Below are 13,821 nucleotides of genomic sequence, written 5' to 3' on the forward strand. Positions count from 1 at the left end.
CGGAGACGATAGCAAAACTTGCATGGCGCGCAAATATGCGCGTCACGCAAGTTTCGGGGGATGCTCAGGCCACGCAGAACTCGTTCCCTTCCGGATCGGTGAGCACGGACCACTCACCCCCGGGTTCCTTCACGTGCCGGACCAGGGTCGCGCCGCGCTCCTGCAGCCGGGCCACGGTCGCCTCCCGCCGGCCCGGCTCGGTGTGGACGTCGAGGTGGAGCCGGTTCTTCCCGCTCGCCTTCGGCTCGGGAACGCGATTGAACAGCAGGCGTCTGCCCAGGCCGGTGCCGCTGACCGGGTCGAAGGGGTCATCGGGGTGCCGCACGGCCGCGGCGTCCCACCAGAACAGCCGCCCCAGGAACTCGACGCACAGACTCTCGTCGACGGCCCCGGAGGCCAGCAGTCGTTCGATCAAGGCGCTGTTGTCCTCGATCCGATAGCCCAACGCGTCCGCCCAGAACACGGCTTGACGGTGCGGATCACCGGCGTCGAAGACCAGCTTCCAACCGAGTGCCACGAGACTCTCCCCTCAGTAGGCAGTTGCCCTGCTCACAGCCCGACCGGTCACTGTCCCACGGCCCTGCGCGGCGGCCGAGCGTGCGGACGCCTCCGGGAAGGGTCGTTCCTCAGTCGGTGACCTTGAGGACGATCTTCCCGCGGGTGCGCTGGGTTTCGCCGAGGCGGTGGGCGTCGGCGGCTCGTTCCAGGGGGAGGACGTCGGCGACCTCGACGGAGAGGGCGCCGTCCGAGATCAGCTGGGCGACCTGGGCGAGGGCCGCGCCGTCGGGTTCGACGAGGAACGGGGTCGTGCGCAGGCCGCGGTCCTCGGCGCGGGCGGCGAGTTGCGGCGTCACGTCCGACGGGACCACGACCAGCAGACCGCCCGGCGCCAGGACGTCGAGGGAACGGGTGCCCGTCGCGTCCACCGCGTCACCGACGAGGTCGACCACCACGTCGACGTCCTTCACCGCGTCCTCGAAGCGGACGGCGGTGTAGTCGATCAGCTCGGCGGCGCCCAGCTCCCGCAGCCACGGGTGCTTGCCGGCGCGGGCCGTCCCGATCACCTGGGCGCCCAGGTGCCGGGCGATCTGCACCGCGAAGTGGCCCACCCCGCCGGCCGCGGCGTGGATCAGCACCCGCTGGCCCGGCCGGACGTCCGCGGCGTCGACCAGGATCTGCCAGGCGGTGAGCGCGGCGAGCGGCACCGCCGCCGCCTCCTCGTGACTGAGGGCGGCGGGCTTGCGGACGAACTGCCGGGCCGGCGCGGTCACGTACTCCGCGTAGGCCGAGGCGGCCCGGGGGAACCAGGGCATACCGAAGACCTCGTCGCCCACCTTGAGCGTGTGGACGCCGAAGCCGACCTCCGCCACCACGCCGGAGACGTCCCAGCCCAGGGTGAACGGCGGGTCGCCGAGGACGCCGAGCCCACCGACGGCGCGGGTCTTCCAGTCGACCGGGTTGACCCCGGCCGCGTGTACCCGCACCAGTACCTCGGTCGGCAGCGGCACCGGTCGCGCGACCTGCGCGACGCGCAGCACCTCGGGTCCGCCGAAGGCGTCCTGGACGACGGCGCGCATGGTGGTGGACGGGGTGGTCGGGGTGGTCATGGGGTGGCTCCTGGGTGCGATGAACGGCAAAACGGCTGGTGGCGGCGGTGAAGGGCCGGTCACGAGGTGACGGTGACGGCTGGTGGACCGTGTCCCTCACCGCCGCGTCCCGGAAGCTACCCCGGAGGGAGTAGTAACCAGCAAGGGCGTTTACTATCCAAAGGGAAGTACTGAGGGTGCGGAGAGGCGGCAGGGGATGACGACGACGTGCAGGACGGGAAGCCACGACGAACACGACGTCTACGCGGCACTGTGTCCGGGACGTGAGGTGTTCGACCTGCTGTCCAACAAGTGGACGGCGCTCGCGATCGGCGCCATGGAGGAGGGACCGCAGCGGTTCGGGGCCCTGCAGCGCCGGCTCCAGGGGGTCAGCCCGAAGGTGCTGACGCAGACCCTGCGGCGGCTGGAGACCGGCGGCTTCGTCGACCGGACCGTCATCCCGGCCGTACCGCTGCACGTCGAGTACGCCCTGACCGACCTGGGACGCAGCGTCGCCCAACCGCTCGCGGCCGTACGGCACTGGGTCGAGGCGCACCTCGACGAGATCGGCGGCCCGGCCGCGGCGGCGGGCTGATCTGCGCCCCGGCCCGCTGGGCGACCCGTAGGCCGTCATGTACCGGCCCCGGTAGGGGGCCGCTCAGGCCGTGAGGGTCGCGATGCCCAGGGCGAGCAGGGCGAGCGCCTTGAGGGACTCGGCGGCGGCGTAGAGCAAGTGGGCGCGGGAGCGCGGGAGTTGCTCGCCGGCCAGTACCCGGTCGGAGCGCCGGTTCAGGGCCGGGCGGACCGCCGTGAGCTGCGCCGCCAGGAGGAGGACGGGGACGGCAGTCAGGGTCACCACGGATGCCGGGGGACGGCCGAGGGCGACCGCGGTGATCACGACGACGGCCAGCACCGCCTCTACGCGGTTCAGCGCCCGGAAGACGAGGCGGCCGATGCCGAGGCCGATGCGCAGGGTCACGTCGGGCGCGCGGAACTTCAGCGGCGCCTCCAGGAAGGAGATGGCGAGGACCATCCCGAGCCAGACGAAGGTCGCCGCGACGGCCACGGCGGCGGGACCGGCGTTCATGGTGTGCATGCGGGTCACCGCCCCAGCCACAGGTCCGGGCCGAAGACCTCGTAGTGGATCGCTTCGGCGGGGACGCCGCGGCGCAGCAGGGCGCCGCGGACCGCGCGCAGGAAGGGCAGCGGGCCGCAGAGGTAGGCGGTCACGCCCGGGGGAAGGTCGACGGCGTCGAGGTCGACCCGGCCGGTCGAGGCCTCCGGGGCCCGGTCGTCCGGTTCCTCGTACCAGAGATGCAGCCGGCCGTCCGGCAACGCGCCCACCAGGCTGCGCTGTTCGTCGCGGTGTGCGTGGTCGGCGGGGGTGCGGTCGGCGTGGAGGACGGTCACCGAACGGGCGGATCCGGCGGCGGCGAGGTGGTCGAGCATGGACAGCATGGGCGTGACGCCGATGCCGGCGGACGCCAGGAGCAGCGGGGTGTCGCCGTCCGGCAGGACCAGGTCGCCGAACGGGACGGAGACCGTGAGCTCGTCGCCGGTGCGGGCGTGGGCGCAGAGCCAGTTGGACACCTCGCCGTCCGGCCGCCCCCGTCCGCGTCGTTCCCGGCCCGGACCCGCTTGACGGTGATGCGCCACTCGTCGCGGCCGGGCGCGGCGGACAGGCTGTACTGGCGGATCTGCCGGGCGCCGTCGGGGAGTTCGGCCTGGACGCTGACGTACTGGCCCGGGCGGAAGGGGGCGGTGGGGCGGCCGTCGGCCCGGCGCAGGACGAATGAGACCGCGTCGGGGGTCTCCTGCCGCCGTTCGGCGATCTCCATGCGGTGCCACACGTCGCCCTCGGCCGCGCCGGCCTCCTGGTAGAGCCGCGCCTCGACGGCGATCAGCGCATTGGCCATCAGCCAGTAGACCTCGTCCCAGGCCGCGGCGACCTCGGGGGTGACCGCGTCGCCGAGCACTTCGGTGATCGCCTCGAAGAGGTGGCGGTGGACGACCTTGTACTGGTCGGAGGTGATGCCGAGGGAGGCGTGCTTGTGCGCGATCCGGGTGAGCATCACGTCGGGGCGGGCGTCCGGGCCGTCCAGCAGCATGCCCGCGAACGCCGCGATGGAGCCGGCGAGGGCGCGCCGCTGCTCCCCGTTGGCCTGGTTGCCCCGGTTGAACAGGTCCCGCAGCAGCTCGGGGTGGGCGTCGAAGAGCTTCCGGTAGAACAGCTCGGCGATGTCGCCTATCGCGGCGCCGACCGCCGGGAGGGAGGCCCGGATGACCGGGGTGGACCGTTCGGAGAGCACCGTGACTCCTTAATTGGTTAACGATCTTCTTATTTAGGCGCACGATGCGAGTACGGGCACGCAGAGGTACCCGCACCGGCCGTCGCAGGTGGTGGTGCCGGTGAGCCGAGAGGTCACCCCGGCGGGCGGCCGACCAGACCGATCAGCACCGGGCCGGTGGGCGAGGCCACCAGGTCCGCCACGGTGAGCGGATCGAGCGTGGCGTAGAACGCCTCCTGGGCGTCGCGCAGCGCCCGGCGCAGGCGGCAGGCCGCACGCAGCGGGCACGGCGGGTCGCCCTCGCAGGAGACGACCTCGCCCTCCCCCTCCAACTCCCGGACCAGCCAGCCGACCGACGCCCCCCGGCCGAGCCCGGTCAGCGCCAGGCCGCCGCCGCGACCCCGGCGCGCCTCCACCACACCCAGGCGCTGAAGGCGGGTGACCGCCTTCGCCATGTGGGTGTAGGGCACGTCCATGGCCTCGGCAACCTCGCGCGTGGTCAGCGGGTCACCCTCTCCGGAGACCGCCAGGCGCATCACGGAACGCAGCGCCAGGTCGGTGAACTTCGTCAGCCGCACACCCCGGACATTAACAAAGACGCATGTTAGATTCCTATTCAGATGCGCCCGCTACGGTGTGGATTGCGCCACGGGCGAGGCCGCCGACGGGCATGGGGCCGCGGAGGGTCCGTCCCGCCGGCGGCGGGCACCGCACATCGAACAGGGCACGTGTATGACTGTGGAAAACGACGGCTCCCCCGGACCGGCCGGTGAGGCACCGGTCCCCCAGGTGCTGTGCGACGCCGGGGCCCTGACCGCGGGCGCGGCGCTCGACGGTGCGCCGGCCGGTGCGCTGTGGCGGCTGGCGGAACCCGGACGGCAACTCGACGCCAATGTCGTACGCATCCCGCCGGCCGGGCGGGTGGACCCGCACACCGAGCCGGACCTCGACGTCCTCCTGCTGGTCGTCGCCGGTGACGGCACCCTGCTCGCCACGGACGGTGCGCACCCGTTGAGCGAAGGAAGCCTGGTCTGGCTGCCGCACGGTTCCTCCCGTGGCCTCGTCGCGGGCGCGGGGGCCTGGGGTACCTGACCGTCCACCACCGCCGGCCGGGCATGCGGATCCAGCCCCCTCGTCCGCCGACCGCCTCCGGCCGTGAACCGCCGCCGGTCGTGCACCGCTTCGGCCCGGGACCGCGCGTGCAACCCTCGCGCAACCTCGTAGGGGATTGACTGGAGGCGGTCTGCCTGAAGTTGATGTGAAGGGTGGTGCGGCTGTGGACGTGGGTGCCGGTGTGGAGCGGATCGCGGTGACCAGGGCGGCGGGCGAGTTGCTGCGGGCCTTGCGGGAGCAGCACGGGCCGTTGATGTTCCATCAGTCCGGCGGGTGCTGTGACGGCAGTGCGCCGATGTGCTACCCGGCGGGCGAATTCCGTACGGGCGGGTCGGACGTGCTGCTGGGACGGCTGGCGGTGGCGGGGGTGCCCGAGCCGGTGGACTTCTGGATGTCGGCGGACCAGTTCGCGCGCTGGCGGCACACCCATCTGACCGTGGACGTCGTACCGGGGCGGGGCAGCGGGTTCTCGCTGGAGGCGCCCGAGGGGGTGCGGTTCCTGATCCGCTCGCGGCTGTTGACCGAGGGGCCGCGGAGCGGCCGGCCCCCGAATGAGGAGCCGGGCGGGAGAAGATGGTGAGACCCCACGCACGGGGGAGAGCGTGGGGTCTCACCTATAGGAACGGGTGGGAGCGGGAAGTGGTTCCCCTTCTGTGAAGATTCGGGAAAAGATTCTTTCAGGTTCAGGTTCGGGGTCGGGTTCGGAGTCGAGTTCGGGGTCGAGTTCGGGTTCGGGGAAAGGGCCTCTTCTGCCGGGACTCCCCCGGCCAGGCCCCGCCCTCCCGCTCAGGTCTCGCCCTGCACCAGGCGTTCGAGCAGTTCCTGGAATTCGCCGTCGACGACCACCCGCAGACCGTCCCCGTCCGGCTCGCTGAGCGGAGTCATCACGCCCCGGCGCCACCAGAAGACCCGCGGGCTGATGGCGCCCGCCGCGTCCTCGTGGCCGGCCGCGGCGAACTGGGCCATGGCCTGGAGCGCCGGGATCACCTGGGCGTCCTGGATGCGGTGGAACGCCAGCTGGTGGCGGAACGGCACGGCGACCAGCGCACCGTCCGGGGTGAGCCCGGTGCCCAGCAGCCGCTGGACCAGGTCATCGAGCACCAGCACCCGGCTGGCGGTGAAGAAGGAGTCGCCGAGCAGGACTTCGAAGGCCGAGCCGTCGCCGCGGCGCACGGTCTCGTGCCCCTCTACGGGCAGTGCGCGGAGGTTGTTCATGGCCCGGATCCGCAGTTCGGCGACGTCCCCGAGGTCGCTCAGCGAGTCCTCGCTCAGCATCTGCACCGCTTCGGGCAGATCGAGCGCGAGCACCTCGCGCAGCCCGGGGGCCGGTTCCCGGCCGTAGCGGAAGGAGTCCGAGGCGGGCAGGGTCTCCTGGGCGACGACCCGGGGGTAGAGGCAGGCGCGGATCTCGTCCGCGGAGAGCACCTCCAGCGGCTGCGGGCCGTCCATGGTGCGCAGCACCTTGCCGACGTGGTCCCGGATCAGTGCGGGCCAGGCGCGTTCGCCGCGCCGGTCGCGGTGGCACACCGCGGCGAGGTTGCCGAGGCCGAACTGGCGCCCCGACGAGTCGGTGACCACGCCCGCGTACGCGGTGACCTCCAGGCCCTGTTCGGCGAAGGCCTGCCGGACCTGGGACCGGAAGACGCCGCCCTCCCGCTCGGAGAAGAAGCTGAACTCCCCGTCGCGTGCCAGGTCGCGGGAATCCCGCTTCGGTCCTCGGCGGAACAGGCCCATCTCTTCCTCCCGGCAGCGGCCACGCACAACGGCCATGAATGGGCCGATCGTAACGGGTGCGCCGGCCGGGCCCGTCACCCTGCTGACCACTGGTCACTGCCGTGACACCACAGGGGGACGGGGCGGGTGGGGACGAGGCCGGGTGAGGGGGACGAGGGGGGTGAGGGGGACGTGTGCGGCGGAAACGGGCCGGCCGCCGCCGGCGGGTCAGCCGCCGATGGTGACGTCGATGCAGGCGTAGAAGGCGTTCGCGGTGTCGGCGATGTTCCAGACCGCGAGGATCTTCTGCCGGCCCGTGACGCTGCCGAAGTTGACGGTGTGGGTCACGGTCTCCGGGGGCTGCGCGCCGCCGCCGCTGAACTCGGCGACCTTCTTGCCGCCCGCGAAATACTGCCAGGTACTGGTGGCATGACGGGCCGTCAGATGCCAGGTGAAGGTCTGGGTGCGGCCGATCGGGGTGACCTTCCAGCCCTTGGAGTCGTCGTCGAGTTCGGCGAACCGGCTGTTGCCGCCGCTGCAGCTGGTCAGCCCCTTGGGGCCCTCGACGCTCTGCGGCTCCCATTTGATGGGGCCGCAGTCGATGGTGCCGGCGGCGCACTGCGCCTGGCGGCTGGGGGGTGCGGAGACGTAACCGTGGGCGCTGGCCGGGGTGACCGGCATGGTGACGACGAGCAGCGGGGCGATGCCGGCGCCGATGGCGAGGGCCAGCCTTCTTTTCTTGTTCATGTCAACCCTTTCGCGAGGGGGGTGAGAGGCGCGAGGGGTGCACTGATTGGTCTAGACTTTACTCCGTGACCGTGTACGGTCAAGAGGCCCGGAACGACCCGTCCGGCACGGCGGGGGCCGCCGCTCCGCTGGAGGCCCGGACCACCAACTCCGGGGCGAGACGGACCGTGTGGCACGGTCCTGACGAACCGTCAGCCCGACGCCGGGACAGCAGGCGGGCGGCCTCGGCGGCGAGGTCCGCGACCGGTTGCCGGACGGTGGTGAGCGCGGGGTCGGCCAGGCCGGCGAGCGGGATGTCGTCGAAGCCGGTGACCGCGACCTCGCCCGGGACGTCCGCGCCCAGCTGCCGCAGCCGTTGCAGCGCGCCGGCCGCGATCAGGTCGTTGGCGCAGACCACCGCGTCCGGACGGGCCGGCCAGAGGCGGTCGACGGCGGCCCGGCCCCACTCCACCGAGAAGTCACCGAGGGCGAGCCGGCCGGGGGCCGCCGGGTCGAGGGCCGCGGCGCCGTTCTCGTACGCCGTGTGCCGCTCGACGGCCGCCGAGGCGGTGCCGGCGGCCCCGATGAAGCACGGGCGGCGGCGTCCGGTGGCGGCCAGGTGGGCCAGTACGAGGGCCATTCCGGCGGCGTTGTCGACGGCCACGGAGTCGGCGACGCCGGGGCCGCAGCCCCGGTCCAGGAGGACCAGCGGCACCTGTGCGGCGGCCGCCGCCACCGCCTCCCGGCTGTGCCGTTCGTCGACCGGTATCAGCAACAGCGCGTCGACCTGCCGGGCCAGCAGGGCGCTGATCCGGGCCGCCTCGGTGGCCGGGTCGTCGTCGCAGTCGGCGAGCAGGACCGCGCGGCCCTCGGCGTGCAGGGCGTGCTCCAGTTCCCGGACGAGCGTGGGGAAGAACGGGTTGGTGATCTGCGGCAGGACCAGCCCGACGGTGCCGGTGGAGCGGCTGCGCAGGGCGCGGGCGACGTGGTTGGGGCGGTAGCCGAGGCGCTCGGCCGCCGCGCGGACGGTGCGGGCGGTCTCGGCGCCGACCGAGCGGGTACCGGCGAGCACACGGGAGACCGTGGCGATGGAGCAGCCGGACGCCAGCGCGACGTCCTTCAAGGTCACTTCGGCCACGGTGGCGCGCCCCTTTTGTCGACCCGTACCGGATAAGGGCGGCAAACGTTATCACCGCTCACCCACCGTGTCCGTGAGCCGGATCAAGCGGTCGTATGGCTCACATTTCGTTGACATGGCGAGGAGCGATGGGCGAAATTCTCGGAGAACGTTTTCCAGCGGTAGCCGCCTCCTGCGGGCACACCCAGAGACTTCACCGCACCACCCCGCACCACCGTTTTGCAGAGCGAAGGGGCTCGTCCGTTGGCCAGAAAGATCATCCTCGACTGCGACCCGGGACATGACGACGCGATCGCCATGCTCCTGGCCCACGGCAACCCCGATGTCGAGCTGGTCGCCGTGACGACCGTGGTCGGCAACGCGTCCGTCGAGAAGGTGACCCGCAACGCGCTGTCCGTGGCGCGGATCGCCGGGATCACCGGTGTGCCCTTCGCGGCCGGCTGCCCGCGTCCGCTGGTGCGGGACATCGAGACGGCGCCGGAGATCCACGGCGACACCGGTCTGGACGGCCCGGAGCTGCCCGAGCCCACCCTCGCACTGGACCGCCGGCACGCGGTGGACCTGATCATCGACACCGTGATGGCGCACGAGCCGGGCGAGATCACCATCGTCCCGACGGCCGGCCTGACCAACATCGCGCTGGCCGCGCGCAAGGAGCCGCGGATCGTCGAGCGGGTCCGCGAGGTCGTGCTGATGGGCGGTGGCTACCACGAGGGCAACTGGAGCGCGGTCGCCGAGTTCAACATCATCATCGACCCCGAAGCGGCGCACATCGTCTTCAACGAGAAGTGGCCGGTCACCATGGTCGGGCTGGACCTCACGCACCAGGCGCTGGCCACCCCCGCGGTCGAGGAGAAGATCGCCGCGGTGGGCACCAAGCCGGCCACCTTCGTGCTGGAACTGCTGGACTTCTTCCGCGAGGCCTACCGCGAGAACCAGGGCTTCGAGCACCCGCCGGTGCACGACCCGTGCGCGGTGGCGTACGTCATCGACCCGGACGTGATGACCGTGCGGCGGGCCCCGGTGGACGTCGAGCTGCGCGGTGCGCTGACCGTCGGGATGACCGTGACGGACTTCCGCGCGCCCGCACCCGACGACTGCACCACCCAGGTCGCGGTCAAGCTCGACCACGAGCGGTTCTGGAACCTCGTCGTGGACGCGCTGGAGCGGATCGGCGACGTAGCGGAATGAACGGCACGAACGGCATGAACTCCTCCACCACCCAGGCCACCCGGTCCACCGTCGAGGCGAAGGGCCCGGGCTCCGGCGTCCGCATCGGGGTGCTGGTCACCGCGCTGCTGGCGGCCTGCTTCGCGTTCCAGCTGAACGCCAGCATGCTCAGCCCGGCGCTGAAGAACATCGAGGACACCCTCGGTGCCAGCTCGGCCGAGATCGGCCTCACCCAGACCGCGTTCTTCACCTCGGCGGCCCTGTTCTCCTTGTTCCTCCCCCGGCTGGGCGATGTCATCGGCCGCCGCCGGGTGCTCACCGGGATGCTCGGCCTGATGGTCGTCGGCTGTGTCGTCGCCGCGTTGGCGACCAGCGTGCCGATGCTGTTCGCCGGCCGCGTCATCCAGGGCGTCAGCGGCCCGGTCGTCCCGCTGTGCCTGATCATGCTCCGGGTCGAGGTGCGGGAGCCGAAGCGGTACGGCACCCTGCTCGGCGTGATCACCGCGGTCAACGGCGGGATCGCCGGTGTGGACTCCCTCGCCGGCGGCTACCTCGCCGACCGGCACGGCTTCGGCTCGGTCTTCTGGGCGATGGCCGTCGTCGCGGCGCTGGCGACCGTCCTCGTCGCCACCCTGACCCCGGAGTCCAGGGCGCCGGCCGCGGACGCCCCGGGCGCCCGCCGGATGGACTGGCCCGGCGTCGCCCTGCTCGTCGTCTCGGTCGGCTCGCTGCTGATCGCGCTCAACGAGGCGGGCAAGCTGGCCGCCGCCGACTGGCCGCTGATCGCCGTCCTCGTCGTACTGGCCGCGGCCGCCTTCGGCCTGTTCTGGCGCACCGAGAACCGCAGCGGGCACCCGCTGGTCGCGACGCGGCACCTCAAGCAGCGCGCGACCTGGGCGACCCTGCTGACCACCGTGCTGACCATGACCGGCGTGTTCGCGGTGATGAACGGGCTGATCCCGGCGTTCGCGCAGGACGCGCAGGCCGGTCTCGGGATGAGCGCGGAGGCGTCCGCCTGGTGGACGCTGTCGCCGTACGCGCTGGCCGGTCTGGCCATGGGCCCGCTGGCCGGCCGGCTGGCCGCGACCTTCGGCTACGGGCGCGTGCTGCGGTGCGGTCTGGTCGGGTCGGTGGCCACGGTGGTGCTGATGCTGGCGACGATGCACAGCCACTCGCACGTCCTGCTGCTGGTGACCTCGATCCTGGTGGGCGTCGCCTACGCGGGCGTGGCCAACATCGTCCTCAACGGGCTCGGCATCGTGCTCTCCCCCGGCGAGAACCCGGGCTTCCTGCCCGGCCTGAACGCGGGGGCGTTCAACCTCGGCGCGGGTCTGAGCTTCGCGGTGCTCTATGCGGTCAAGACCGCCGCCACGCCGGCCGATCCGGCGTCCGCCGGCGGCTACACCGCGGGCATGATCGCCGGTGTGGTCATCCTGGCGGCGGCGATCGCCACCTCGTTCCTGATCCCGAAGCCGGTGGCGGCCGAAGCCCAGGACTAAAGGGCTCACGGCGCGCCACCGGGGGGCGTCGGGCGGCTCACTCCGGCGTCGGCTCCTCCGTCCACCGCAGGATGGCGCCGAGTCCGCCGGAGGGCGCCCGTTCGGGATCTCGGACGATCACGACCTCGGCGCCGCTGGCCGCGGCCGACCGGATGAGCGCGTCGTCGGCCCGGGCGGCGGCCGGCCGCACCTCGTCGCCGAGGTACTGCAACTCGGTGCCACGCACGGCCAGTTGGTCGGCGCCGTCACCGACCCAGACCTGGCGTCCGGTGTCCGCGCCGTGCGGGTCGACCAGCAGGGTGTCGATCCGGTGTTCCCGGGCCGCCTCGACGAGCGCGGGGATGCCGGCCGCGGCGTGCGGGGCGCTCTTGCCGCCGGGGCCTTCGCCGGTGCGGAAGCGGTCGGTCACCTCCACGACGTGCTGGCGCTCCTGCTCGGCCCGGACCTGGGCGATGTCCCGTTCCACCAGGTCGCTCTCGGAGCCGGCCGCGCGGCCGCCGTGTTCGCTCTCGTAGGTGATGCCGCGCAGCTGTTCCGGCAGCTTCTCGTGCACGAGGTGCCGCTCGCGGGCGTCGCCGATGAGGATGACGGCCTCCGCCCCGTGCTCCTGCGCGGTCCGGCGGATCGCGTCGGCGATCTCCCCGGCGTTCTGCTCCCAGGTGTTCTCCACCTTGGCCTGGAAGTGGCTCTCGGACCAGTCCGAGGACGTGGTGCGGTGGACGGGCCACTCGGCGCCGGTGACCTTGCCGGCGTCGTCCTCGCTGCCCTGCTGCCCCAGGACGGCGAGGTCCGCCCCGGTGCGGTCCAGCCGGACCACGAGGCAGACGGGGTCGTCGCCGATCGCGGCCAGGAAGGGCGCGATCCGGGGCACCGGCCCCCAGGCGGCGAAGGGTGTGGGCGGCGGTCCGGGCAACGGCGCGTTGAGCACGACCTTGCCGTTGGTGGCGAACAGCACCCGCCCGGCGTGCGACTGCGGTTCCCCTTCGCGCCGCGTGACCAGGGCCTCGTGCACGGCCCCGCAGGTGGCCTCGTCCGCGCCGAGCGCGAAGAGCTGCGCGGTGGTCGCGCTCGCCGTCAACTCTTGCTGTTTCTCGGCGTCCTCGGTGCCGTGCGAGATATCGGCATAGACGGTTGCCCATGGGCCCGGCCGATCGATGACCGGTCGAAGGAGCGAGAGTCGCATGGCGCTGCCTCCTTGGGTTCTCCCGGTATGCGTGGGCTTGATCTGCGGTTGGCTGCGTATGCGGTGGGACGCGTATGCGTCGCTTGTCTGCGGTTGGCTGTCATCTGCGGTTGGCTGTCATACGAATTCCCGATCCCCCAGGGCGTATGCATTGCGGTCCGGCCCGGGATATGCCTTCGGGTTCGTCACGCAGCGTGGTGGGGCGGGTGAATTCCGTGCCGGGGCTTGAATCGACCGCGTCGGGTTGTTAGGGCGGAGGGACCAGGGAAACTGGGAGAAAGCGTCGGGTCGGCACGACTCGGAGACCGGAGGCAGCGATGGTCATGGAACACGGAATGGACAAGACCGGCCCCGCCCGGGACGACATGATGAAGAAGCAGCTGCGCGGGCAACTGGCCGCGGAGCGCTCGCTGCGGACCGACGAGGAACACGAACTCGAGCCCGCGGGCGAGGACCAGCCGGTGCCGGCCCGGTCGCCCGCGAGCGACTACCGCGGCGGTACGCCGAGCGGAATGACCGAGCAGGACGTCGGACTGCGCTCCGAACTCGCCCAGCACCTCGGCCGGAGCCTGTACCCCGCCGACAAGAACACGATCATCGAGACGCTGCGGCGCAACAACGCGCCGGACCGGCTGGTGGACCTGGCGCAACGGCTGCCGGCACACGACCGGTACGTCAATGTCCAGGCCATCGCCGAGGCCATCGGACTGCACACCGAGCACGTGCGGCGCTGACCCGGCCGTCCGCCTCCTGACGCTGCCGAGCGGCGGCGGGAGGCGGACAATTGGTGGCAGAGAGATCCGCCGCAGCCCGCGGCGGGCCAGCGGACGGGAGAGGGAGGGCGGTCATGTCCGACGACGCGATGGGCGACGAGGTCTACCAGCCGCCCAGCTCCGACCCCCAGGACAACCCCAACGATCTCGACATGGAGGACGCCCTCGACGAGCCCGACCTCGACGCCATGCTGGACACCGGCTATTCGCCGCCCGAACGGCCCTTCGTGGTCAATCACGAGGGCACCACGGCACGGGAACTGCACGACCGTGAGTCGCTGGAGCACCGGCTGGCCGTGGAGGTGCCGGACGTGCTCCCGGTCGACGGCGACGGCATCGGCGATCTGCCGGGCGGCGTGGGCGAACCGGTGGATCTGGAGTGCGGCGAGGAGCGGGCCGGCCGGCTCGTGGGCACCGACGAGGGCTTCTGGCGCGGCGGCAGCGACGACATCGCCGCCCGGGACGTCGGCATCGACGGCGGTGCGGCGTCCGCGGAGGAGGCCGCGGTGCACATCGCCCGCGACAATGCCGGGGACGGGGAACTGGAGGCATAGCCCGGCCCCGGGATTCCGTCCCGGATCCCGGAATGCCTTTCGCACCGCCCGCCCGTGGGATGTCGGCCCCGCGAGATG

At 72.3% G+C, this 13,821-nt stretch carries 14 protein-coding genes and 2 pseudogenes; 7 read left to right on the forward strand and 9 right to left on the reverse strand.

The window, feature by feature from the left end; genetic code table 11:
- Positions 1–64: 64 nt before the first annotated feature.
- Both OJ254_RS25760 and OJ254_RS25765 read right to left on the reverse strand, forming a co-directional pair.
- Positions 65–517, reverse strand: a complete 453-nt coding sequence (locus OJ254_RS25760) for a VOC family protein (RefSeq protein ID WP_265364275.1) — start codon at positions 515–517, stop codon at positions 65–67.
- A gap of 109 nt (positions 518–626) precedes the next feature.
- The gene (locus OJ254_RS25765; RefSeq protein ID WP_265364276.1) at positions 627–1,607 is read right to left on the reverse strand and encodes an NADP-dependent oxidoreductase; all 981 of its coding nucleotides are present in this window, start codon (positions 1,605–1,607) and stop codon (positions 627–629) included.
- 196 nt (positions 1,608–1,803) lie between these two features.
- Here OJ254_RS25765 and OJ254_RS25770 point away from each other — a divergent pair, with 196 nt between their 5' ends.
- Positions 1,804–2,181 carry a winged helix-turn-helix transcriptional regulator gene (locus OJ254_RS25770; RefSeq protein ID WP_265364277.1) on the forward strand — a complete coding sequence of 126 codons (378 nt, stop codon included), beginning with the start codon at positions 1,804–1,806 and terminating at the stop codon, positions 2,179–2,181.
- A gap of 63 nt (positions 2,182–2,244) precedes the next feature.
- On the opposite strand, the gene OJ254_RS25775 is transcribed toward OJ254_RS25770, so the two are convergent.
- From OJ254_RS25775 to nsrR, 3 genes and pseudogenes are all read right to left on the reverse strand, one after another.
- Complete coding sequence (locus OJ254_RS25775; protein WP_265365305.1) at positions 2,245–2,673, reverse strand: hypothetical protein; 429 nt, start codon at positions 2,671–2,673, stop codon at positions 2,245–2,247.
- A 14-nt stretch (positions 2,674–2,687) separates the two neighbouring features.
- A pseudogene (locus OJ254_RS25780) lies at positions 2,688–3,895 on the reverse strand (globin domain-containing protein).
- 113 nt (positions 3,896–4,008) lie between these two features.
- Positions 4,009–4,452 carry a nitric oxide-sensing transcriptional repressor NsrR gene (gene nsrR, locus OJ254_RS25785; protein ID WP_261954442.1) on the reverse strand — a complete coding sequence of 148 codons (444 nt, stop codon included), beginning with the start codon at positions 4,450–4,452 and terminating at the stop codon, positions 4,009–4,011.
- A 154-nt stretch (positions 4,453–4,606) separates the two neighbouring features.
- On the opposite strand from nsrR, the pseudogene OJ254_RS25790 reads away from it, so the two are divergent.
- A pseudogene (locus tag OJ254_RS25790) lies at positions 4,607–5,033 on the forward strand (hypothetical protein).
- A 117-nt stretch (positions 5,034–5,150) separates the two neighbouring features.
- Positions 5,151–5,567, forward strand: a complete 417-nt coding sequence (locus OJ254_RS25795) for a DUF779 domain-containing protein (protein WP_423835957.1) — start codon at positions 5,151–5,153, stop codon at positions 5,565–5,567.
- Positions 5,568–5,773: 206 nt separating this feature from the next.
- Here the strand turns inward: OJ254_RS25795 and OJ254_RS25800 are convergent, their stop codons facing one another.
- The 3 genes from OJ254_RS25800 to OJ254_RS25810 form a co-directional block, all read right to left on the reverse strand.
- Positions 5,774–6,721 carry a DUF1444 domain-containing protein gene (locus tag OJ254_RS25800; protein ID WP_265365307.1) on the reverse strand — a complete coding sequence of 316 codons (948 nt, stop codon included), beginning with the start codon at positions 6,719–6,721 and terminating at the stop codon, positions 5,774–5,776.
- A gap of 207 nt (positions 6,722–6,928) precedes the next feature.
- On the reverse strand, positions 6,929–7,447 hold the full coding sequence (locus OJ254_RS25805) for a lytic polysaccharide monooxygenase auxiliary activity family 9 protein (RefSeq protein WP_265364278.1): 519 nt from the start codon (positions 7,445–7,447) through the stop codon (positions 6,929–6,931).
- 79 nt (positions 7,448–7,526) lie between these two features.
- Positions 7,527–8,555 carry a LacI family DNA-binding transcriptional regulator gene (locus OJ254_RS25810; RefSeq protein ID WP_265364279.1) on the reverse strand — a complete coding sequence of 343 codons (1,029 nt, stop codon included), beginning with the start codon at positions 8,553–8,555 and terminating at the stop codon, positions 7,527–7,529.
- A gap of 252 nt (positions 8,556–8,807) precedes the next feature.
- Between OJ254_RS25810 and uriH the strand changes: the two genes are divergently transcribed.
- Entirely contained in the window at positions 8,808–9,755 is a 948-nt protein-coding gene (gene uriH / locus OJ254_RS25815) for a uridine-preferring nucleoside hydrolase UriH (RefSeq protein ID WP_261954447.1), read from the forward strand.
- 14 nt (positions 9,756–9,769) lie between these two features.
- On the forward strand, positions 9,770–11,233 hold the full coding sequence (gene uriT, locus OJ254_RS25820) for a uridine transporter UriT (RefSeq protein WP_265365308.1): 1,464 nt from the start codon (positions 9,770–9,772) through the stop codon (positions 11,231–11,233).
- 37 nt (positions 11,234–11,270) lie between these two features.
- Here the strand turns inward: uriT and OJ254_RS25825 are convergent, their stop codons facing one another.
- A complete protein-coding gene (locus tag OJ254_RS25825; protein WP_265364280.1) occupies positions 11,271–12,416 on the reverse strand; it encodes a baeRF2 domain-containing protein in 1,146 nt (381 codons plus the stop codon).
- Between the two features lie 335 nt (positions 12,417–12,751).
- Here OJ254_RS25825 and OJ254_RS25830 point away from each other — a divergent pair, with 335 nt between their 5' ends.
- Entirely contained in the window at positions 12,752–13,150 is a 399-nt protein-coding gene (locus OJ254_RS25830) for a DUF2795 domain-containing protein (RefSeq protein WP_423835958.1), read from the forward strand.
- Positions 13,151–13,263: 113 nt separating this feature from the next.
- A complete protein-coding gene (locus tag OJ254_RS25835; RefSeq protein ID WP_030804186.1) occupies positions 13,264–13,743 on the forward strand; it encodes a DUF5709 domain-containing protein in 480 nt (159 codons plus the stop codon).
- The last annotated feature ends 78 nt before the right edge of the window (positions 13,744–13,821 follow it).

It is taken from the genome of Streptomyces endophytica (genome assembly GCF_026153355.1).
Classification (GTDB): Bacteria; Actinomycetota; Actinomycetes; order Streptomycetales; family Streptomycetaceae; genus Streptomyces; species Streptomyces endophytica.